13 protein-coding genes and 1 tRNA gene are annotated in these 23,435 nt (G+C 47.0%); 11 read left to right on the forward strand and 3 right to left on the reverse strand.

Annotated elements, in window-relative coordinates; genetic code table 11:
- The first annotated feature begins 167 nt into the window (after positions 1-167).
- The 9 genes from BHV72_RS15260 to BHV72_RS15300 all read left to right on the forward strand — a co-directional run bounded on the left by BHV72_RS15260 (position 168) and on the right by BHV72_RS15300 (position 14,661).
- Positions 168-2,813: a DNA gyrase/topoisomerase IV subunit A gene (locus BHV72_RS15260; RefSeq protein ID WP_005678912.1), complete on the forward strand. Its 2,646-nt coding sequence runs from the start codon at positions 168-170 to the stop codon at positions 2,811-2,813.
- Entirely contained in the window at positions 2,813-3,676 is an 864-nt protein-coding gene (locus BHV72_RS15265) for a DUF3316 domain-containing protein (RefSeq protein WP_122140668.1), read from the forward strand. The genes BHV72_RS15260 and BHV72_RS15265 overlap by 1 nt, the downstream gene beginning before the upstream one ends.
- Before the next feature lie 50 nt (positions 3,677-3,726).
- Positions 3,727-4,749: a S41 family peptidase gene (locus tag BHV72_RS15270; protein WP_022042801.1), complete on the forward strand. Its 1,023-nt coding sequence runs from the start codon at positions 3,727-3,729 to the stop codon at positions 4,747-4,749.
- A gap of 71 nt (positions 4,750-4,820) precedes the next feature.
- Positions 4,821-4,905, forward strand: a tRNA-Leu gene (locus BHV72_RS15275).
- A gap of 57 nt (positions 4,906-4,962) precedes the next feature.
- Positions 4,963-5,853, forward strand: coding sequence for a carbohydrate kinase family protein (locus BHV72_RS15280; RefSeq protein WP_055170117.1), 891 nt, complete (start codon positions 4,963-4,965; stop codon positions 5,851-5,853).
- Positions 5,854-6,000: 147 nt separating this feature from the next.
- The gene (locus BHV72_RS15285) at positions 6,001-9,066 is read left to right on the forward strand and encodes a SusC/RagA family TonB-linked outer membrane protein (RefSeq protein WP_286856460.1); all 3,066 of its coding nucleotides are present in this window, start codon (positions 6,001-6,003) and stop codon (positions 9,064-9,066) included.
- Between the two features lie 91 nt (positions 9,067-9,157).
- Entirely contained in the window at positions 9,158-10,687 is a 1,530-nt protein-coding gene (locus BHV72_RS15290) for a RagB/SusD family nutrient uptake outer membrane protein (protein WP_005679333.1), read from the forward strand.
- A 21-nt stretch (positions 10,688-10,708) separates the two neighbouring features.
- Positions 10,709-13,018: a beta-glucosidase BglX gene (gene bglX, locus BHV72_RS15295; RefSeq protein ID WP_055170115.1), complete on the forward strand. Its 2,310-nt coding sequence runs from the start codon at positions 10,709-10,711 to the stop codon at positions 13,016-13,018.
- Between the two features lie 290 nt (positions 13,019-13,308).
- Complete coding sequence (locus tag BHV72_RS15300) at positions 13,309-14,661, forward strand: glucoamylase family protein (protein WP_502691118.1); 1,353 nt, start codon at positions 13,309-13,311, stop codon at positions 14,659-14,661.
- A 25-nt stretch (positions 14,662-14,686) separates the two neighbouring features.
- Here the strand turns inward: BHV72_RS15300 and BHV72_RS15305 are convergent, their stop codons facing one another.
- Together BHV72_RS15305 and BHV72_RS15310 are read right to left on the reverse strand one after the other, a co-directional pair.
- Positions 14,687-17,239: a TonB-dependent receptor gene (locus BHV72_RS15305; RefSeq protein WP_130056537.1), complete on the reverse strand. Its 2,553-nt coding sequence runs from the start codon at positions 17,237-17,239 to the stop codon at positions 14,687-14,689.
- A gap of 152 nt (positions 17,240-17,391) precedes the next feature.
- Positions 17,392-17,559 carry a hypothetical protein gene (locus BHV72_RS15310; RefSeq protein ID WP_182317080.1) on the reverse strand — a complete coding sequence of 56 codons (168 nt, stop codon included), beginning with the start codon at positions 17,557-17,559 and terminating at the stop codon, positions 17,392-17,394.
- Positions 17,560-18,137: 578 nt separating this feature from the next.
- On the opposite strand from BHV72_RS15310, the gene BHV72_RS15315 reads away from it, so the two are divergent.
- On the forward strand, positions 18,138-20,249 hold the full coding sequence (locus BHV72_RS15315; protein WP_286856466.1) for a BT4734/BF3469 family protein: 2,112 nt from the start codon (positions 18,138-18,140) through the stop codon (positions 20,247-20,249).
- A gap of 166 nt (positions 20,250-20,415) precedes the next feature.
- Here the strand turns inward: BHV72_RS15315 and BHV72_RS15320 are convergent, their stop codons facing one another.
- Entirely contained in the window at positions 20,416-21,978 is a 1,563-nt protein-coding gene (locus BHV72_RS15320) for a PD-(D/E)XK nuclease domain-containing ATP-binding protein (protein WP_286856468.1), read from the reverse strand.
- 468 nt (positions 21,979-22,446) lie between these two features.
- Between BHV72_RS15320 and BHV72_RS15325 the strand changes: the two genes are divergently transcribed.
- Positions 22,447-23,435, forward strand: a 989-nt coding sequence (locus BHV72_RS15325; RefSeq protein WP_286856470.1) for a BACON domain-containing protein, incomplete at its 3' end; no start/stop codon positions are given.

A 23,435-nucleotide genomic window follows, 5' to 3' on the forward strand; every position in this document is an offset into this window, starting at 1 on the left:
GAAAGCAAATCCGGTGCCTGCTAAAAGATTAATGAAGCTGTCAGTATCATAAAAAACGTGAGTTCTTTTCGTCCTCATATGAATTTATTTCGTATTTTTGCGTGGACATCCCCTTTTTTGATGTTCAGGAAGATTATTTGTTGTAAAAGCAAAGTGAAGATTGATTTATGAGTGACGAAATTAACGAGATACCGGAAGAACATTCAGACTACAAACCGGCGGACGCACGGGACGAAAACGTAAAACACCAGTTAACAGGCATGTATCAGAATTGGTTTCTGGACTACGCCTCATACGTTATTCTGGAACGTGCCGTACCCCATATCAACGACGGTTTGAAACCTGTGCAACGCCGTATCCTGCATTCTATGAAACGTCTGGACGACGGGCGATATAACAAAGTGGCAAATATTGTGGGACACACGATGCAGTTCCACCCTCACGGTGACGCTTCTATCGGTGACGCTCTGGTGCAACTCGGACAGAAAGATTTACTAATCGACTGTCAGGGTAACTGGGGTAATATCCTTACGGGAGATGGTGCTGCCGCCCCCCGTTATATCGAGGCACGCCTTTCCAAGTTTGCACTGGATGTTGTCTTCAATCCCAAGACTACCGAATGGAAATTGTCTTATGACGGACGAAACAAGGAACCGGTCACTCTCCCTGTGAAATTCCCGTTATTGCTGGCGCAAGGAGTGGAAGGTATCGCCGTCGGGCTTTCTTCCAAGATACTGCCGCACAACTTCAACGAACTTTGCGATGCCTCTATCAACTACCTCCGTGGAGAAGAGTTCCAACTATATCCCGATTTCCAGACGGGTGGTTCTATCGACGTAGCCAAATACAACGACGGCGAACGTGGCGGAGCCGTAAAAGTACGTGCGAAAATCAACAAGCTGGACAACAAAACCCTTGCTATCACGGAAATCCCTTACGGAAAAACCACTTCATCCGTAATCGACTCTATCCTGAAAGCTGTTGACAAGGGAAAAATCAAAATCCGCAAGGTGGATGACAATACGGCTGCCAACGTAGAAATACTGGTACACCTCGCCCCCGGCACTTCGTCGGACAAAACGATTGATGCACTATACGCTTTCACCGACTGCGAAGTGAGCATCTCTCCCAACTGCTGCGTGATTGACGACAGCAAACCTCATTTCCTCACCGTCAGCAAAGTCCTGAAAAAGTCGGCAGACAACACGCTGGATTTGCTGAAGCAGGAACTGGAAATCAAGAAAGGGGAAATCCTGGAAGCACTGCATTTCGCTTCCCTCGAAAAGATATTTATCGAAGAACGTATCTATAAAGACAAAGAGTTCGAGCAGTCCAAAGATATGGACGCTGCCTGCGAACACATCGACGAACGGCTGACCCCGTTCTATCCGAGCTTTATCCGTGAGGTGACCAAGGAGGATATCCTCAAACTAATGGAAATCAAAATGGGACGTATCCTGAAGTTCAACTCGGACAAAGCGGACGAACTCATTGCCCGGATGAAAGAGGATATTGCCGAAATTGACGACCACCTGGCGCACATCGTCGACTATACCGTCAACTGGTATCAGATGTTGAAGAACAAATACGGCAAGAACTTCCCTCGTCGTACCGAACTGCGTAACTTCGACACGATCGAAGCCGCCAAAGTGGTGGAAGCCAACGAAAAACTTTACATCAACCGCGAAGAAGGATTTATCGGAACAGCCTTGAAGAAGGACGAGTTCGTAGCCAACTGCTCGGATATCGACGACGTAATTGTCTTCTTCCGCGACGGGAAATATATCGTCACTCCGGTAGCCGACAAGAAATTTGTAGGCAAGAACATACTTTATGTCAATGTCTTCAAGAAGAATGACAAACGTACAATCTATAATGTCACCTACCGCGACGGCAAGGAAGGCACAACCTATATCAAGCGTTTTGCAGTCACTTCCGTTGTCCGCGACCGCGAATATGACGTCACGCAAGGGACACCGGATTCACGTATCACTTATTTCAGTGCCAATCCGAACGGGGAAGCCGAAATCATCAAGGTGACTTTAAAACCGAATCCGCGTGTGCGGCGTATTATCTTCGAGCGTGACTTTAGTGAGATCAGTATCAAGGGACGACAAGCACAGGGAGTTATCCTGACCCGCCTGCCGGTACACAAGATAGCCTTGAAACAGAAAGGCGGTTCCACACTCGGCGGACGTAAGGTATGGTTTGACCGTGATATCCTCCGTCTCAATTATGACGGACGCGGCGAATACCTGGGCGAGTTCCAGAGCGACGACACCATACTCGTTGTGCTGAACAACGGTGACTTTTACACCAGCAACTTCGACCTGAGCAATCACTACGAAGACAACGTAAGTATTGTCGAGAAATTCGACTCCAACAAGGTATGGACTGCCGCGCTATATGATGCCGACCAGCAGAATTACCCGTACCTGAAACGTTTCTGCTTCGAAGGTTCCAACCGTAAGCAGAACTATCTGGGCGAAAACAAGAATAACCGCCTCATCCTGCTGACCGACGAGTTTTATCCCCGCCTGGAAGTGATATTCGGCGGACACGACAGTTTCCGAGAACCATTGGAAATCGATGCGGACGAGTTTATTGCTGTCAAGGGATTCAAAGCTAAAGGTAAACGTATCACCACTTACACAGTGGAGACGATTAACGAGCTCGAACCGACCCGCTTCCCCGAACCGGAACAGGAACCGCAGGAAGAGGCAAGTGAAGAACCCGAAAATCTAGATCCGGACAGTGACAAAAGCGAAGGGGATATTATTGATGAAATCACCGGGCAGATGAAATTATTCTGATGAAGAAAAAACTAATATACTTGGGGCTGACAGGATGCATCCTGTTCGCCCTTTGCACAAAATTACAGGCACAGATTGATTCCCTGCAGGCTCATCGTTATGTAACACGTGCCACCATGTACGGCATCGGTTTTACCAATGTGTTCGACACCTACCTGTCACCACAGGAATATAAGGGAATCGACTTCCGCATTTCCCGCGAAACAATCCGTATGACAAAGTTGTTCGACGGCAATGTTTCCGTACAGAATTTCTTTCAGGCAGATATCGGCTATACGCATAACCGTGCCGACAACAACAATACATTCTCCGGATTAGTCAACTGGAATTACGGCCTGCATTACCAGTTCCGTCTGACGGAGAACTTTAAATTACTGGCCGGAGGACTGATAGACGCCAACGGCGGCTTTGTCTACAATCTCCGTAACACGAACAATCCGGCTTCCGCAAGGGCATACGTCAATCTGGACGCTTCAGGAATGGCTATCTGGCATCTCAAAATCAAACGCTATCCAATGGTGTTGCGCTATCAAGTGAACCTTCCTGTCATGGGAGTTTTGTTCTCACCGCACTACGGGCAGTCTTATTACGAGATTTTCTCATTGGGCAATGCCGGCGGAGTGATTAAATTCACTTCTTTGCACAACCAGCCTTCCCTCCGGCAAATGCTCTCGATTGACCTGCCGATAGGATATACCAAGATGCGTTTCAGCTATCTGGCTGATTTGCAACAATACAAAGTAAACAATATCAAAACACATACCTACTCTCATGTATTCATGGTAGGATTTGTGAAAGACCTATACCGAATCCGAAATAAAAAAGGAACAGCCCCTCTGCCTTCATCGGTAAGGGCCTACTAAGAGAACGAAAGATTTAATGTTGAAATTTCAAAGAGCGATAGATAAGAAGAATGAAAAATAAGATTATACAATTACTTTTACTAATCTGCTGCCTGCCGGCGCTGACCGGTTGCATCAGGGAAGAAGAGTACGCCAATGATCCCGTAGGCAACTTCGAGCAACTATGGAAGATCATTGACGAACAGTATTGTTTTCTGGAGGCAAAAGGCATTGACTGGGATGCCGTACACGAAAAATACCGAAAACTGGTGGTACCGACCATGTCCAACGATGATTTGTTTGACCTTCTGAGTCAGATGTTATATACCCTGAAAGACGGGCACGTCAATCTTTCTTCCGCCAAACGCACTTCTTTCTATGATGAGTGGTATCAGGGGTATGATTGGAATTACCGGGAAGACATTCTTTACCAGACCTATCTGGGCAGTGCCAGCAGCGGTTACTACACAGCAGCCGGACTGAAATATAAGATATTCGACAATAATATAGGATATATCCGTTATGAGAGTTTCAGTGCAGGGGTAGGAAACGGTAATCTGGATGAGGTTCTTCTCTACCTGTCACCTTGCAACGGATTAATCATTGATGTACGCGACAACGGAGGGGGAAACTTGACAAACTCCACCCGTATCGCCGCCCGGTTCACCAACCAAAAGACGCTGACCGGATACATTCAGCACAAGACCGGACCGGGACATAATGATTTCTCCCAAATGGAACCGATTTATCTGGAACCGTCCAACAGTATCCGGTGGCAGAAAAAGGTAGTGATATTAACCAACCGTCGTTGTTACAGCGCAACAAACGATTTTGTCAATGCGATGCGCAGCATAGAAGATACAGAAATTATCCAGTTGGGCGACCGGACCGGAGGTGGTTCCGGTCTTCCGTTCTCGTCCGAACTGCCGAACGGTTGGAGCATCCGCTTCTCCGCCAGCCCGCATTTCGATAAGAACAAACAGCCGTTGGAAGAAGGTATCGCACCGGATGTTGCTATCAATATGTCTAAGGAAGACCAACTTGAGAACAAAGATACACTGATAGAAAAGGCATTTGAGATACTAAGCGAATAACTTTATTGCCGAATAATTTGTCAAATCAGAAAATCTTCCTATCTTTGCACCGCTAAACAAAAAAGCTACCTGCGGATGTGGCGTAATTGGTAGCCGCGCCAGACTTAGGATCTGGTGCCGTGAGGCGTGTAGGTTCGAGTCCTATCATCCGCACCAAAATAAACTAGAAAGCCTTCAAGATACATTCTTGGAGGCTTTTTAATTGCTTACAATATGAAGAAACATCAACTTTGCTGTATTGGTCACATCACATTAGATAAAGTAGTTACCCCTCAAAGCACTGTTTATATGCCGGGAGGAACCGCTTTTTACTGTTCACACGCCATTCGTCATTTCAATGATATCGACTATACACTGGTCACGGCAGTTGGTGCAACAGAAATGAACGTTGTAAAACAGCTGCGTAAGGTCGGCATTGACGTCACTGCATTGCCCAGCCGGCATTCCGTATATTTCGAGAACATCTACGGGACCAATCCCGATGACCGTACCCAACGTGTACTGGCAAAAGCTGATCCTTTCACCGCTTCCCAACTCCGTGAGATAGACGCGGAGATTTACCACCTCGGCTCCCTGCTGGCCGACGACTTCTCACTGGAAGTAATCAAGGAGCTTTCCCTAAAAGGATTGATTGCAGTAGACTCACAAGGTTACCTGCGTGAAGTACGTGACACTCATGTATATCCGACAGACTGGACCGACAAGCGGGAAGCCTTACGATATATCCATTTCCTGAAAGTCAACGAACACGAAATGGAAGTGCTGACCGGACTTTCCGATCCTCACGAAGCCGCCCGGCGGTTGCATGAATGGGGAGTAAAAGAAGTGTTAGTTACATTGGGAAGCATGGGCTCACTTATTTTCAACGGGACGGACTTTTTCCGTATCCCGGCTTATAAGCCTGCGCAAGTGGTGGACGCGACAGGCTGCGGCGATACATATACAATCGGCTATCTGTATCAACGGGTATCCGGAACCGGCATTGAGGAGGCGGGGCGTTTCGCCGCTGCGATGTCGACACTGAAAATCGAGAAATCCGGTCCTTTCAACGGCAACAAAGAAGATGTCTTCCACTGCATAGAGACAGCGGAAGAAATGTTTTAAGGTCACTATTGCTATTTCACATCGGTTCCTTTTGTGTTAAAATCGGACATTCCTGTATTTTCCAAAATCTTTTTTGCCTTTCGTTTGTTCACTTTGTTACTTTCGCCAAATAGCGGCAGAAAAAGACTTCAACCTAAATAGTAACAAATGGAAAAATTTAATGCAATGAGGACTAGACTTTTACAACATCTTCAGAAGAAAACCACTTGGTTTAAGAGCATAGTGGCGCTCACTTGCTTATTGCTTACCTCTGCATCTGCCTTTGCACAAACAAAGACGGTGACGGGTACGGTAACAGACGCTGCCAATGAACCACTAATAGGCGCATCGGTGCTCGTACAAGGAACTTCCACCGGAAACATTACAGACATGGACGGTAAGTATTCAATCTCTGTCACCCCGGACGACGTACTGGCATTTTCCTATGTGGGAATGACCTCGCAGAGCGTCAAGGTCGGTGCGCAGACCGTTATCAACGTCACCCTGAAAGAAGATTCGCAAGTGCTAGCCGAAACGGTAGTTATCGGATATGGTAGTGCTAAGAAAAGGGACCTGACAGGTTCTATCACCAACATCAAAGGAGAAGAACTTGCCAACAAACCTGCCATGAACCCGCTTTCTTCCTTACAGGGAAAAGTGGCCGGCGTGCAAATCGTAAACTCCGGACGTGCCGGCTCCGACCCGGAAATTCGTATTCGCGGTACAAACTCTATCAACGGATATAAACCTTTGTATATCGTTGACGGACTATTCAACGATAACATCAACTTCCTCAACCCGGAGGATATCGAATCCATGGAGATTCTGAAAGACCCGTCTTCACTGGCGATCTTCGGTGTCCGTGGTGCTAACGGTGTGATTATCATCACCACCAAAAAAGCCAAAGAAGGACAAACACTGGTAAATATAAACACCTCCTTCGGCTTCAAGAAAGTAGTAGATAAGGTGAAGCTGGTAAACGGATCGCAATTCCGTGAGTTATACAGCGAGCAGCTCGCCAATCAGGAAGACGCCCCGTTCGACTTCACCGGCTGGAATGCAAATACCGACTGGCAGGATGAAATCTTCCAGACAGCTTTTATCACCAACAATAATATAAGCATTACGGGAGCTTCGCCCAAACATAGTTTCTATCTGGGCGTAGGTTACTCGTATGAACAGGGCAACATCGAACATGAGAAATTCAGCAAAGTGACGATTAATGCAAGTAACGATTACAAGATTACGGATTATCTGAAAGTCGGCTTCCAGTTCAACGGGGCACGTATGCTTCCCGCCGACTCCAAACAAGTACTGAATGCCCTCCGTGCCACCCCGATCGCTCCGGTATATAATGATGAATACGGACTATACAGTGCACTGCCGGAATTTCAGAAAGCACAGATCAACAATCCAATGGTAGACGTCAGTCTGAGAGCAAACACCACCAAAGCCGAGAACTACCGGGCGTCCGGTAATATCTACGGTGAAGTGGACTTCCTGAAACATTTCAACTTCAAAGCGATGTTCTCTATGGACTATGCTTCCAATAACGGACGGACATACCAGCCTATCGTCAAAGTGTACGACCCCACTGTCAGCGGGAATATAGCCACCTTGGGAACAGGCAAAACCGAGGTCAGCCAGTTCAAGGAAAATGAAACGAAAGTACAGAGTGACTATGTGTTGACATATACGAACAGCTTCGACAATGGCAACCATAACCTGACTGCTACTGCAGGTTTCACGACTTATTACAATTCCCTGAGCCGCCTGGACGGAGCACGCAAACAAGGTGTAGGTCTGGTGATTCCCAACGATCCGGACAAATGGTTCGTGAGTATCGGTGATGCAGCCACTGCCACTAATGGAAGCACGCAGTGGGAACGCAGCACACTGTCCATGCTTGCACGTGTTATCTACAACTATAAAGGCAAATACCTGTTCAACGGTTCGTTCCGTCGCGACGGTTCTTCCCCTTTCTCTTATACGGGCAACGAATGGCAGAACTTCTTCTCTCTGGGAGGCGGCTGGCTGATGTCCGAAGAAGAATTCATGAAAGATATCAAATGGCTCGATATGTTGAAAATCAAGGCTTCTTACGGTACGCTGGGTAATCAAAACCTAGATAAAGCCTACCCTGCCGAGCCGTTACTGAGCAACGCTTATTCCGCCGTATTCGGCAAACCGTCTATCATCTATCCGGGCTATCAGCTTGCCTATCTGCCCAATCCGAATCTCCGTTGGGAAAAAGTGGAAGCTTGGGAAGCCGGATTTGAAACGAATCTTCTCCGCAACCGACTGCATTTTGAAGGTGTTTATTATATGAAGAATACGAAAGACCTGCTGGCCGAAGTTCCCGGTATTTCCGGAACAATTCCGGGGATAGGTAACTTGGGACAGATTCAGAATAAAGGAGTAGAAATGGCTGTGACCTGGCGCGACCAAATCGGCGAATGGGGATATTCTGTCAGTGCCAACCTGACCACCATCAAAAATGAAGTGAAGAGTCTGGTTCAGGAAGGATACTCTATCATCGCCGGAGACAAGCAGCAAAGTTATACAATGGCAGGCTATCCGATCGGTTACTTCTACGGTTATAAGGTAGAAGGCGTTTATCAGTCGCAAGCCGACATAGACGCATCGCCCAAGAACACGCTCGCCACCGTCACCCCCGGTGACTTGAAATTCGCAGATGTCGACGGAAACGGAGAAATTACTCCGGAAGACCGTACCATGATAGGTAATCCAACCCCGAAAGTAACTTACGGTTTCTCCCTCGGAGTGAACTACAAGAACTGGTCGTTGGGGATCGACATGATGGGACAAGGCGGTAACAAGATATTCCGCACGTGGGATAACTATAACTTCGCCCAGTTCAACTACCTCGAACAACGGCTGGACCGTTGGCACGGGGAAGGTACTTCCAATACCCAACCGTTGCTGAACTCCAAGCACTCTATCAACTACCTGAATTCGGATTATTACATCGAAAGCGGCAACTTCTTCCGTATCCGTAACGTACAACTTGCCTATGCATTCGACAAGAGCCTGCTTGCCAAAATCCGCCTGCAAGCCCTGAAAGTGTATGTCAACATACAAAACTTGAAAACATGGAAGCATAACACCGGATATACTCCGGAACTGGGAGGAACCGCCACCGCATTCGGCGTAGACAACGGAAGCTATCCCGTACCGGCAGTCTATACGTTCGGTATCAACCTGACATTCTAATGGCAAGATAGTAGCGTAGGGGCGAAAGAGGAGAAACCATGCAGGCCCCTTGCGAAACTTCAGCAACTTTAATCTTTAAAACTATAATTGTATGAAACTAGATAAATATATATTTTCAACCTTTATTGCTGCGGCCGCACTCACTTTGGGCAGTTGCAGTGACTTTCTGGACCGCAGTCCGCAAGGACAGTTTACAGAAGACGATAATCCCAATGCGTTGGTCAACGGTAAAATCTACAATGTCTACACGATGATGCGTAGCTACGATATCACTGCAGGCACTACCGCCCTCGCTATCCACTGTCTCCGTTCCGAAGACGAAGAAAAGGGTAGTATTGCCAGTGACGGGTCGGATGTAGCCGAGATGTATGACGACTTCAAATACACGGCCTCCAATGGTCTGCTAGGTGCTTATTGGGGAAAGAACTACGCCGTTATCTATCAGTGTAACGACATCCTCGACGCCATTGCCGAGAAAGAAACTGCCGGACAGACCGAAGCCGAAGACATCATCAACAAAGGTGAAGCCTCTTTCTTCCGTGCCTATTGCTACTTCAACCTGGTAAGGGCATTCGGCGAAGTCCCTCTGGTGACTTACAAGATCAACGACGCTTCGGAAGCCAACATTCCGAAAACCACCGTCGATAAAATCTACGAGCAGATTGATGCCGACCTGAAAACCGCCGAGGAGTCACTGCCGGAAACATGGAGTACCGAGTACTTGGGACGACTGACATGGGGAGCCGCCCGTTCTTTGCACGCACGTACATATATGATGCGTAACGACTGGAACAATATGTACACTGCCTCCACCGATGTCATCAAGAAAGGGCTCTACAACCTGAGAACTCCGTATAATGAAATCTTCACCGACGATGGCGAAAATAGCGGCGGTTCTATCTTCGAACTGCAATGTACCGCTACTGCCGCCCTTCCTCAAAGCGATATTATCGGCAGCCAATTCTGCGAAGTGCAAGGTGTGCGCGGAGCGGATCAATGGGACTTGGGCTGGGGTTGGCACATGGCAACCGAACTTATGGCGCAAGCCTACGAACCGGGCGACCCGCGCAAGAACGCCACCCTGCTTTACTTCCGCAGATCGGACAGCGAACCGATTACTCCGGAAAATACCAATGAGCCTTACGGCGAATCTCCCGTCTCTCCGGCAATAGGTGCTTACTTCAACAAGAAAGCCTATACCGACCCTGCCCTGCGTAAAGAATATACCAATAAAGGATATTGGGTGAACATCCGCCTGATCCGTTATGCAGATGTCTTGCTCATGGGAGCCGAATCCGCCAACGAGAAGGGTATCTCCGGTGAGGCAATCGACTACCTGGAACAAGTACGTGCACGTGCCAGAGGCACCAACACCAACATTCTTCCCAAAGTGACCACTACCGACCAGGGAGAACTGCGTGAAGCTATCCGCCACGAACGCCGTGTGGAACTGGGACTTGAGTTCGACCGTTTCTACGACCTCGTCCGCTGGGGCATTGCAAAAGAAGTATTGCAAGCTGCCGGCAAGAATTATCAGGACAAGAACGCTTTACTTCCATTGCCTCAGACTGAAATAGACAAGTCCAAAGGGGTACTGGTGCAAAATCCCGATTACCAATAAAACAAAATAGAATATAATAATATGATATACAAGAAACTAAGTTTATTAATCCTGTTCTTTGCGACAGGACTCCTGACCGCATCCGCTCAGAAGTCGCCACAAGACATGGATCGTTTCATCGACGCATTGATGAAAAAAATGACCACCGAAGAAAAGATCGGTCAGTTGAACCTTCCCGTCACGGGAGAGATTACTACCGGACAAGCCAAGAGCAGCGACATCGCCGGCAAAATCAAGAAAGGCGAAGTGGGAGGACTGTTCAACCTGAAAGGGGTGGAGAAAATACGTGAGGTACAGAAACAGGCTGTGGAAGAGTCACGCCTCGGCATTCCGTTGTTGTTCGGCATGGACGTGATCCATGGATACGAAACGATGTTCCCTATCCCTCTCGGACTTTCCTGTACATGGGATATGGCGGCTATCGAAGAATCCGCCCGCATTGCAGCCGTAGAAGCCAGCGCCGACGGTATCTCATGGACGTTCAGCCCAATGGTGGATATTTCGCGCGACCCGCGTTGGGGACGTGTATCCGAAGGTAACGGTGAAGACCCGTTTCTGGGAGCTATGATTGCCGAAGCCATGGTGCGCGGCTATCAGGGCAAAGATATGAAACGCAATGACGAAATCATGGCTTGCGTAAAGCACTTCGCCCTGTACGGAGCAAGTGAAGCCGGACGTGACTACAATACGGTGGACATGAGCCGCCAACGGATGTTCAACGACTATATGCTGCCTTACGAAGCCGCCGTTGAAGCAGGCGTAGGCAGTGTCATGGCATCATTCAACGAGGTGGACGGCATTCCGGCCACTGCCAACAAATGGTTAATGACGGACATCCTGCGCGGTCAGTGGGGATTCAACGGATTTGTAGTCACCGACTATACCGGTATTTCCGAAATGATAGACCACGGCATCGGCGACCTCCAGACGGTAACGGCACGTGCCATCAACGCCGGAGTGGATATGGATATGGTCAGCGAAGGTTTTGTAGGTACTCTGAAAAAATCCATTCAGGAAGGCAAGGTTTCTATGGAAACATTGAACACCGCCTGCCGCCGCATCCTGGTAGCGAAATACAAACTGGGGTTGTTCGACAACCCGTATAAATATTGCGACCCGAAACGTCCGGCACGTGACATCTTTACGAAGGCACACCGCGACGCTGCCCGCAGAATTGCGGCAGAAAGTTTCGTCCTGCTCAAGAACGACAGCCCCGACGGAAATCCGAACGGCAACCCTCTGCTGCCTTTTAATCCTAAAGGCAACATCGCCGTGATAGGCCCGCTAGCCAACAGCCGTGCCAATATGCCCGGAACATGGAGCGTAGCCGCCGTGCTCGACCGTTGCCCATCACTGGTGGAAGGCTTGAAAGAGATGACAGCCGGAAAAGCGAATATCATGTATGCCAAAGGCAGCAACCTGATTAGTGACGCCGCCTACGAAGAACGCGCCACCATGTTCGGCCGTTCACTGAACCGCGACAACCGGACCGACCAGCAATTGCTGGACGAAGCCTTGAATGTAGCCCGCCGCTCGGACATCATCATCGCAGCCTTGGGCGAATCGTCAGAAATGAGCGGGGAAAGCAGCAGCCGCACCAACCTGAACCTCCCCGACGTACAACAAAACCTGTTGAAAGAATTACTGAAAACCGGAAAGCCGGTAGTACTGGTGTTATTCACCGGTCGTCCGCTTACGCTAAACTGGGAACAGGAACACGTGCCCGCTATTCTGAATGTATGGTTCGGAGGCAGCGAAGCGGCCTACGCTATCGGTGACGCCCTCTTCGGTTATGTCAACCCGGGCGGCAAACTGACGATGACTTTCCCGAAGAACGTCGGACAGATCCCTCTTTATTATGCACATAAGAACACCGGACGCCCGTTGGGACAGGGTAAATGGTTCGAGAAGTTCCGCAGCAACTATCTCGATGTGGATAACGAGCCACTCTATCCGTTCGGTTACGGACTTTCTTATACCACTTTCTCTTACAGCGATATCGACTTGAGCCATTCCAGCATGGACATGAACGGCTCGCTGACCGCAGCAGTGACAGTCACCAACACGGGCACATGGCCCGGTTCGGAGGTAGTGCAGCTTTATATCCGCGACGTCGTCGGTAGCAGTACCCGTCCGGTGAAAGAGCTGAAAGGTTTTCAGAAGATATTTCTCGAACCGGGTGAAATGAAGATTGTCCGTTTCAAGATTGCTCCGGAAATGTTGCGATATTACAATTATGACCTGCAACTGGTAGCGGAGCCGGGAGATTTCGAAGTGATGATCGGTACCAACAGCCGGGATGTGAAAACAGCAAGATTCACTTTGAACTAAAGTAACCGTGAAAAGTCGGTAGTAACTCAATTCTCCTCCTTCGGGAAGGAGGAGTACCCGTAGGGGGAGGTGGTAGGTGAATGCGTAAGTCTATTATTATCAGCATTGTGCATCCACCTACCACCCCGGCTTTCAGCCACCCCTCCTTCCCCGAAGGAGGGGAATGAAGATACAACCGCCTCTTGCCCCTTTTACAAACCAAACTTACCTTTTACAAACCAAACTTAATAGTATCAGTTATGAAAAATAAACATCATAGAAGAATCACAACAGGAAGCCTACTCCCTCTCATGCTACTGTTTCTATCCACCCTTACCCTGACCTTCCAAAGTTGTAAGGGAAAAAGCAGCAGCAACCTCACCGCCGCCACCGACTCACTATCGGATGACGCCTTAATGGATACCGTTCAGCGAAGGACTTTCCTTTATTTCTGGGAAGGTGCAGAACCCAACAGCGGTCTTGCCCCCGAACGTTATCACGTAGACGGCGTATATCCGCAGAATGACGCCAACGTGGTCACCTCCGGCGGCAGCGGCTTCGGCATCATGGCTATCCTTGCCGGTATAGACCGCGGCTACGTCACCCGCGAAGAAGGATTGGCACGTATGGAACGTATCGTCTCCTTCCTCGAAAAGGCCGACCGTTTTCACGGAGCTTACCCACACTGGTGGTATGGTGATACCGGAAAAGTGAAGCCGTTCGGTCAGAAAGACAACGGCGGCGACCTCGTAGAAACCGCCTTCCTGATGCAGGGTCTTCTAGCCGTGCACCAATACTACGCAAACGGTAATGACAAAGAAAAGGCCATAGCCCAACGTATCGACCGCCTCTGGCGGGAGGTAGACTGGGACTGGTACCGCAAAGGCGCACAAAACGTTCTTTATTGGCATTGGAGTCCTACTTACGGCTGGGAAATGGATTTCCCCATACATGGCTACAACGAATGCATGATTATGTATATCCTTGCCGCCGCTTCACCGACGCACGGAGTACCTGCCGCTGTCTATCATGACGGTTGGGCACAGAACGGAGCGATTGTTTCCCCGCACAAGGTGGAAGGTATAGAATTACATCTCCGCTACCAGGGCACGGAAGCCGGACCGCTTTTCTGGGCACAATATTCTTTCCTCGGCCTCGACCCCGTCGGACTGAAAGACGAATACTGTCCCAGCTACTTCCACGAAATGCGTAACCTGACGCTAGTCAACCGCGCCTACTGTATCCGCAACCCCAAACACTATAAAGGTTTCGGGCCGGACTGCTGGGGGCTGACCGCCAGTTACTCCGTCGACGGATACGCCGCCCACTCGCCGAACGAGCAGGACGACAAAGGGGTCATCTCCCCCACCGCCGCACTTTCGTCTATCGTCTACACCCCGGAATATTCTCTGCAAGTGATGCGCCACCTATATAATATGGGAGACAAAGTATTCGGTCCTTTCGGATTCTACGACGCTTTCAGCGAAACGGACAACTGGTATCCGCAACGCTATCTGGCTATCGACCAAGGACCTATCGCCGTCATGATCGAGAATTACCGGACAGGCCTGTTATGGAAACTCTTTATGAGCCACCCCGATGTACAAGCCGGATTGACGAAACTCGGTTTTAATACCAACAAACAGGATGTGAGACAACAATAAGGAATCACGGTCGGTGGAAGTGGTCTTACTGACCACCTCCGCCACCGGCGTTTCCTCCGCCTCCGCCGCCTTTCACATCATCATTACTAATGCTTCGGGCAGCTTTCTTCACGCTGGCTTTCAGTTCTCCGATCCGGTAGCTGACACTGACTCCAAAGCTACGGCTCGGCCATTTGCTGCTGCTCTTTGACACGAAGTTGGCTCCTTCCGTATGGTTGTTGTAGCTCCTGTATTTTTCAAAGATGTTATTACAATATAAGTTCACAGACAAACGGTCCTCTTTCAGGAACGAGCGGTTCAGGCTAAGACCATAATATTGATAACCGGACCCCTTTCCTTGCAGACTGATATACGGCGTACTTCCACCGCCATTCAGGCTCAACCGCAACTTCAAAGGAAGCGTGTGCTGAATACCCCCGTAGAAAGAACCGTTCCATCCATAGTTGTGCAATCCCTGCGCCTCACTTTTCATATCTGTATAACTTCCGCGTCCGTTCACATAAATACGTGTTTTCGGAGAAGCATTCCAGTTCAGATAAAGGGAAAGACCGGTATTCCGGTTCTTGCCTATATTATCATAGGTGCTGTATAAAGCCCCTTGCGGTGCTATATGACCTCCGCCAAAGTCTTCCCCGTCCTCGGCAGTAATCAAACGGCTGATTCTCTCGATTCCATTATTATTAAAGGAGTGACGCAACGAGACATTCACGTTAAACTTAGCACTGAAACTGCTGTAAGCCACATCGAACGCATGACTTTTCTCACTCTTCAAATCCGGATTACCCTGACTGATAAACATCGGGTTCTGATCATCAAAATAAGGGTTCAGGTTCCAGATACCCGGACGCCAGATACGCATATTATAACCGGCACGTATGTTCTGCGTTTTGCCGATCTTCATCCCCAAAGAGACGGAAGGCACCAAGTCACTGAAATTGGTATGGAAATTCTCTCCCGGACCGACAATATATTTCACCCGTTGTATGGTCTGTTCGTAGCGGAGGCCCGGTTTGAAAGTAAAGTCCTTATATCTCAACGTATATCCGGCATAGGCGGACAAGATATGGTTCAAATGACGGTAATCGCTGCTGCGGTCCTCGTTGTATGCATAATCATTGCTGCCTCCTGCTGCCTCGTAAAACTTATTATCACTGGAGTTCCGCCGGAAGATATACTTCACGCCGGTTTCAATCGTATGCAATTTGCCGATCGGTGTCGTATAATCCACCTGAAAGGTCTGTTCCATAGTATTCGTCTTACCGTCCGAATGGTAATTGTACAACTTCAGATTTTCTATCAGTTCATCTTTTCTTTCATCCGGAAGAATATCGAGATAAGTGCTATAAGAATCACTCGTCTGAGGTTGTGTGTTCACCTTATAAGAAAGCGTAATCATCCGTTGCTTGTTCTTCTTGGAAGTACGCTGATAATCAACGTTTCCATTTATGGAGAACCACGAACTTTTTCCATGATTGTCCGTCCGGTAGCTATAAGCAACATCCTCGTAATTTGCTCCGTACATCACGGTACTACCGTCGCTGTTACTCTTATTACTGCTGCCATACATCCCGAAAGCCACCGTCAGCAACCGTAACGTATCAATCTCGTAACTCGCCTCAAGATTCCCGTACTGGAAATTCCCCTTTGACTTGGAACTGCTGCCGGACTCAAGATATTTCTCCGTATCCGACTCAAAGTTCTCACGATAACTGTCCGAATAGCCGCGCGGGCTGTTATTATAATTAAAGTTATAATTGGCGGAAAGAGTTAGTTTCCCCTGTTTCACCATTGCATAAGCACCGGTACCTGCCCCGTTATTGTTCGCGCTTCCACGGAAAGTAGCCGTATATCCTTCAAATCCGCTGCCCACTGTCACGATATTCAGGATACCGCCCACTCCTTCCGCATCATATTTAGCTCCCGGTGAAGTGATAACCTCAATATATTTAATCGAATTGGCAGGCATACTTTTCAACACTTCCTTCGGGTTATTGCTCATCATGTTATTGGGTTTTCCGTTCACGTGTACCTTGAAACTGCTGCTTCCGTTCACCTGTATATTATCTTCCCCGTCCACCGTCACCAAAGGAACTTTACGCAACATTTCCAATATACTGTTGGACTTGGAATCGGGGTCATCCTCAATATTATACTCTATCTTATCGACATCTACCTTTACCAGGGGCTTTTGTGCCACGACTTCCACCCCTTTCAGCTCATTGTTGGCTTCCGCCGAGAGCATTGTTCCCAAATCGACCACTTTAGTTGACGATTTCAACGTAAATTCCTTCACCACAGGCGCTTTACCTATCGAAGAAATACTGATTACATAATCTCCTGCCGGCACATTCAGCTTCTCCTGAAATTTACCGTTCGCACCGGTCACCGCCATTTTCAGCGCTTTCTCCGGAGCACTTTTCTTTGTAATTCTGATTGTAGCATACGGTTCTCCTTCCTGCGTCAAAGAATCCAGAAGCACACCTTTGATTGTATAAGAAGGAGCCACGGATTTTTGCGCCCACCCCGCCACAGATGTAGTGAACACGAATAGTAATAGTAGCAACAGTCTGTGTTTCATAACTAGAATGATTTAGTTCTTATTTTATTAGACGTGCAACATTTCGGAATGTTGCAAATTTGGGGGATAAAAGTAGGTGGTTTCCCAACAGTTACGAAACATTCGGAGTTAAGAAAGTAAAAAGAATAGATAAAAAATATTATACGCTCTATTTATTTCAGCCCCGTCCAATGCTTCACGCCTGACAACAACTGCTTCAAATTGTTCCATAATCTATCTACCCAACTGATATGAAAAGGCTTTTCGTATTTCGTAAGCACCTTCGCACAGTCCTGCATCCGTTCGCCTTGTCTTCTCATGGCTATCTGTATCTCATTCATTCGAGCGATTTTTTCCCTCTGCAACAGCAGTTCCTTATCCTGAGCACCTATAATTTCGGCAAGTAGAAATATGGAAATAAATACAAGAAATTCCGTATATTCCAACTACTCTCTACAAAGGGAAAAATGCAAATTCTCTTTCAACCTATCACCACCCTTCTGAAACCCTTTACAGATCGTACTTACAGAACGGTGATAGGTTGTCAGTAACCTATCACCTTACCTATCACCTATCACCGCCCAATTTGATAAATGCCTCTTGTAAACAAGAGTACCACTCAGAGGTAACTTCCGTTTCATGCCTTGTTACAATTTGTTTCAAGGCGAAGAAACTTTAGTTTCAAGCTGCTGGAACTAAAGTTTCAAGCTATTGAAACCAGAGTTTCAAGGTGCAGAAACTAGAGTTTCTCACCGATGAAACCGATCGTTTCCCCGTATGGAACAGGCAGCAAAAAGGCATATAAAACTTAACCTAGTTTTAGTGATAAATAAATACGAAAGAGTTTGCCCGACCGGATTATAAAGCCTACCTTTATCAGCCTTTAATAAAAAAGGAATAAATAATAAACACACTTGACATGAAACTTACTTTGATGCGGGACAACGGCGGGACATTAACCATGCGAACGCTAGATATTACCCTACAAATAGAAGCGATGAAGCATGAAACGAAAGCCCGCCCGATCAGTAATCTACGGACAAGCATACGTCACGCATCACCGGACTGCAAACTAGAAGAAGCGCAAAAACTGACGAAAGTCATCCCTGCCGCCAACTTCCGCAAAACAACCAACGGGACGCAAATGACCGCATACAACGGCATCGTGCAAATAGAAGTAAACCACCTGGCAAACAGGACGGAAGTAAACCGCGTGAAACAGGAAGCGGCAGAACTTACCCAAACCCTCGCAGCCTTCATGGGTTCCAGCGGACACTCCGTAAAAATATGGCTGCGTTTCACACGCCCGGACAAATCACTACCCAAAAGCCGGGAAGAAGCGGAAATATTCCAAGCTCACGCTTACAGAAAAGCCGTCGGCTTGTGTCAACCGGCACTCTCCTATGCCATCGAACTTAAAAAACCGACATTGGATCAATTCTGCCGGCAAACCTACGATCCGGAACTTTATTACAATCCCGACTCTACCGTCATTTATATGCGCCAACCATTAGAAATGCCGTCGGACACCACCTACAAAGAAACCGTGCAAGCGGAAAACTCCCCATTCAAACGGCTGATTCCGGGATACGACAGTTTCGACACCTTATCCGCCCTCTTCGAGGTCGCCCTGAATAAGGCTTACCGTTCATTAAGCGAACTTCATCCCAACATGCATCTCCATTCGGACGATGACCTCAAGCCTCTCTTGGTCCAACTTGCAGAAAACTGCTTTCAGTCGGGCATACCGGAAGAGGAAACCGCCCGTTGGGCCATTGCACACTTCTACACCCAAAAGAAGGAATTCCTGATCCGCCAAACCGTACAAAATGTATATCTGAACGCCAAAGGTTTCGGGAAAAAGTCCCCCTTATCAGCCGAACAGGAACTGGAACTCCGGACAGAAGAATTTATGCAACGCCGATACGAGTTTCGTTACAACACGATGACAACCGTCACCGAATATCGCGAACGAAACACGTTCTGTTTTTGCTTCCGCCCGGTCACCAACCGCACGCGCAACAGCATCGCCATGAACGCACGACTCGAAGGACTCAACCTTTGGGACAGGGATGTTGCCCGTTATCTGAACTCCGACCGTATTCCGGTTTTCAACCCTATCGAAGATTTCCTTTTCGGCGTGGATATCCGTTGGGACGGTCGCGACCGCATCCGCGAGCTTGCTTCCCGTGTTCCTTGCAACAACATCCACTGGCCTGATCTGTTTTATCGCTGGTTCCTGAATATGGTGGCTCATTGGCGCCACACTGACCGCAACTACGCAAATTGCACGGTACCGTTGTTAGTCGGTCCGCAAGCTTACCGGAAATCCACTTTCTGCCGGAATCTGCTACCGACCGAATTGCAACCCTACTACACCGACCGCATTGACTTCAGCAACAAAAGGGATGCCGAACTATCTCTCAACCGTTTCGCACTCATCAACATGGACGAGTTCGACCAAAACAGGGAGAGTCAACAGGCTTTCCTGAAACATATCATTCAAAAACCGGTAGTCAACACCCACCGTCCTCACGGTGTAGCGACACAGGAGTTGCGCCGCTATGCCTCATTCATCGGCACGAGCAATCACAAGGATTTACTGACCGACACTTCCGGCAGCCGACGTTATATCGTCATCGCCGTAACCGGTCCGATCGATTGTTCTCCTATCGACTATGAACAACTTTACGCGCAAGCCATACACGATATTTACAAAGGAGAACGTTATTGGTTCGATGCCGAAGATGAAAAGGTTATGACCGAAAGCAATCAGGAGTTTCAAGTGATCCCCATTGCAGAGCAATTATTCCACCAATATTTCCGAGCTGCCCGGGAAGATGAGGAAGAATACGAGTTACTTCTCGCCATCGAGATACTGGAACAGGTGCAACATGATAGTAGAATCCGCGTTTCCAATTGCAACATTATCCAGTTTGGAAGAATATTGCAGAGGAATCAAGTGCCTTCCATACACGCCAAGCGCGGCAATGTCTATAAAGTTGTCCGAATCAAGCCGAAAAGAGCATAAATATACAATTATCGGTACGGTGACAGGTGAAGGATACGGTGATAGGTTAACGACAACCTATCACCGTTCTGTAAGTACGATCCGTAAAGGGTTTCAGAAGGGTGGTGATAGGTTGAAAGAGGAATTGGAAAAATCAATAGGAATTGCGAACAGTGCCCAATAGTCACTATTCTTCAGCAATGACCCAGTCTCCGATAGTTCTTGTCGTACTGTCGAAGTTGACTCCTATCTTTACAACACTTCGATGATCCGGCTGATAAGGTATAGCATATCCTTTACTGTTTATTTGTTCCAACGCTTCTTCCGGTGTACCATCTACCTTGAACTCAAAGACATAAATAGCATCATGTAATTTTACAACTACGTCAGCCCGTCCGATAGCACTTTTTACTTCCACATCCACGTATTGGCCCATCAAGCGGAATAAAAGATAGAAGATAGTCTGATAATGTTTTTCCTGCTTATTCTCCAGATCATTGGGAATCGAAGTGAAGAAAGCCCTTATTCTCTCCAGACATTCAACCAGTTTTCCGGCACGCAAGTCTTTGATAAAAGAAACCACATAAAACGTATTTTCACGTGCCGGCAAATGTACGTAGGCGGGCATAAGAGACTCGATAAATCCTTTCCGCACTTCTTTGTTGGGATAAGCCAAAGTATAAAGTTGGAATTCCGAATCGTAGCCCTTGATAGTAAGATAACCACTTTGATAAAGCACAGGGAGAGGATCAGTGATAACACTTGTAGGAGCATCAAACTGTTCGGCAGTAGCCGTAGTCCCATCCAATTCGCGAATATCGAAATTACTCTGCTGCAATATGTTTATCAAGAAAGTAGGTGTTCCGGTAGAAAACCAGAAATTCTCATAGCTCTTTTGAGCAAATGCATTAAACAAACTAAATGGATTATAAACGTCTTCACACTTTTTGCTAAAATGATACCCGTCATACTGCTGTTTCAAGTGCAAACAGGCCTCCTCATAGGTTTCGCCATTAGCCTGTGCCATCATCTCAATATCTGCTTTCAGTTGCGTACGTAATTCCTGCTCGGTAATACCACAAATTGCGCTATAATCATCCCGCATGCTGATATTCTGCAAATTATTCAGTTCACTGAAAATACTCATTTGACTGAATTTGCTGATTCCCGTCAAGAAAAGGAAACGAAGATATTCTCCTTGTGCCTTTAAAGGACTAAAGAATTTCCGCATTTCTTCACGTAATTCATTTTGCAGTTCCGGCAAATGGTTACTGTCTAATAAAGGCGCATCATATTCGTCAATAAGCACTACTACCTGCAAACCGGTTTGCTGGTATGCTCTTTTTATTATCCCGGAAAAACGGGCTGCATAGCCCTCCTCTTCCGGAGCGTTCCCATAAATTCGCTCCCACTCACAAAGTTGAAGATTCAAACGTTCGTTCAGATCAGCCATAGTGGTATATTTCGTCATGCTGAAATCTATGTGCAGCACCGGATAGACATTCCATTCTTTCTCCAAACGTTCCATTGCCAATCCTTGGAACAAGTCTTTTCTTCCCCGAAAATAAGCGTCCAAAGTGGAAACCAGCAAACTTTTCCCGAAGCGGCGGGGACGACTTAAAAAATAAACCTTATTGGTATTAGCCAACCGATATATCAACTCCGTCTTGTCAACGTATACGTTGTTATTATTACGTAAGTCTTCAAAACTCTGTATCCCTATCGGGTATATTCTAAAAGTATTATTCATAATGCCTATCCTCTTTAAAATGAAATATAGACAAATATAGGTATTAAAAGACAAACATCAAACAGTACTATACATTTTCTCAAATTTTATCGGCATTTACAACCATAAGACAGGAAGGACACCCGACTATTATCTCATAACAATACCCGAACCATTGCTATTATTTTACATAAGCACACATTTATATTCCTACAGAGTTGTAAAAAGCAGTTGTTCTTTTTAGTATTATTACAAACCTTCCTATTTATTTTTTTATTTTTTATTAACCCCTACATACTGTTACACTCCTTAACAGTATCAACTTGTAAAGCTGTAACTCAAATTTAACCTTATTGTAACACAAAAATAGTGGCACAAAGCTTTGTTAGTTTCGTAAAATAAAATATCTTTGTTTGCTAATTACTTAAATCGAAACGTATGATAACAAACAATTCACAAGAAATATTAACTATTTATTTAAAAACGCTAATGAAAAATCTAACTTTTCTCAAACTGTTCGTTACGACGATGTTTGTAATGGCTACAGCATTATTTGCAGGTTGCGTTGACGATAACGACGACACTGAAGCTCCACGTTTGGAGGTTTCTCCAAAAACGTTAGTATTTGATACCGACGGAACCCCGGTAGAGGGAAGTCAATCTTATTTTGAAATTTCAGCAAACCGTCACTGGACAGCAACTGTACTGGACGATAAAACCTGGGTGACACTTTCCAAAATGGAAGGTGACGGTTCTGACAAAGTTCAGGTGAGTATCCCCGAAGGTATTACAGACGAAGCGAAAGTCCTGATTCAGATTTCTAACAAGGTAGGAGTGCTGATGAAAGAGGAAGTTACGATTAGAAGCGGAAACATTGTTCCGGAAGTTGCTATTTATAAAGAAACATTCGGAACTGCAGAACAAATAGATAAACAATGGCCTCTGGTCGCTGACTTCAATGGTTGGGTCAAATCAGGGGAAGGTTCAACCAATGTAAGTTATGAAAGCTCAGGCAATGTATCTTTACGCGAATCCGGAAAACTAAGTGCAGGATATGAAGGTGCTTCCGGTAATGCCAAAGTGTTCTTTGGAACTAAGAGCCCAATCTTCATAATTAAAGAGATTACATTGAAGCCTGACCAGACAAACCTCAAGCTAGGATTTGGAGCAAGCTATTCCAAGAGTATAAACGGAGGAAATTATGACAATACATTTAAGCCCGAAAGTTTCCATTTCTACCTAAGTAAGGATGGCATAACTTGGTCAAGCGCTATCCAATATGATTACAAGCAGGCAGACGAATTCTGGGTTTATGTAACTTCTAACTTTACACTGAAACAAGCAGTGAATACTCTTTATATTAAGTTTGCTGCGGATATTGAGTCAGGTTTTGCAATAGATGATGTAAAACTCTCCACCGGCAATGGCGGACAAGAAATTGATTTAGGTGGCGGTAGCGAACCGGAAGAACCTGCAAC

The sequence above is a fragment of the Bacteroides sp. 43_46 genome, from assembly GCF_001915455.1.
Classification (GTDB): Bacteria; Bacteroidota; Bacteroidia; order Bacteroidales; family Bacteroidaceae; genus Bacteroides; species Bacteroides caccae.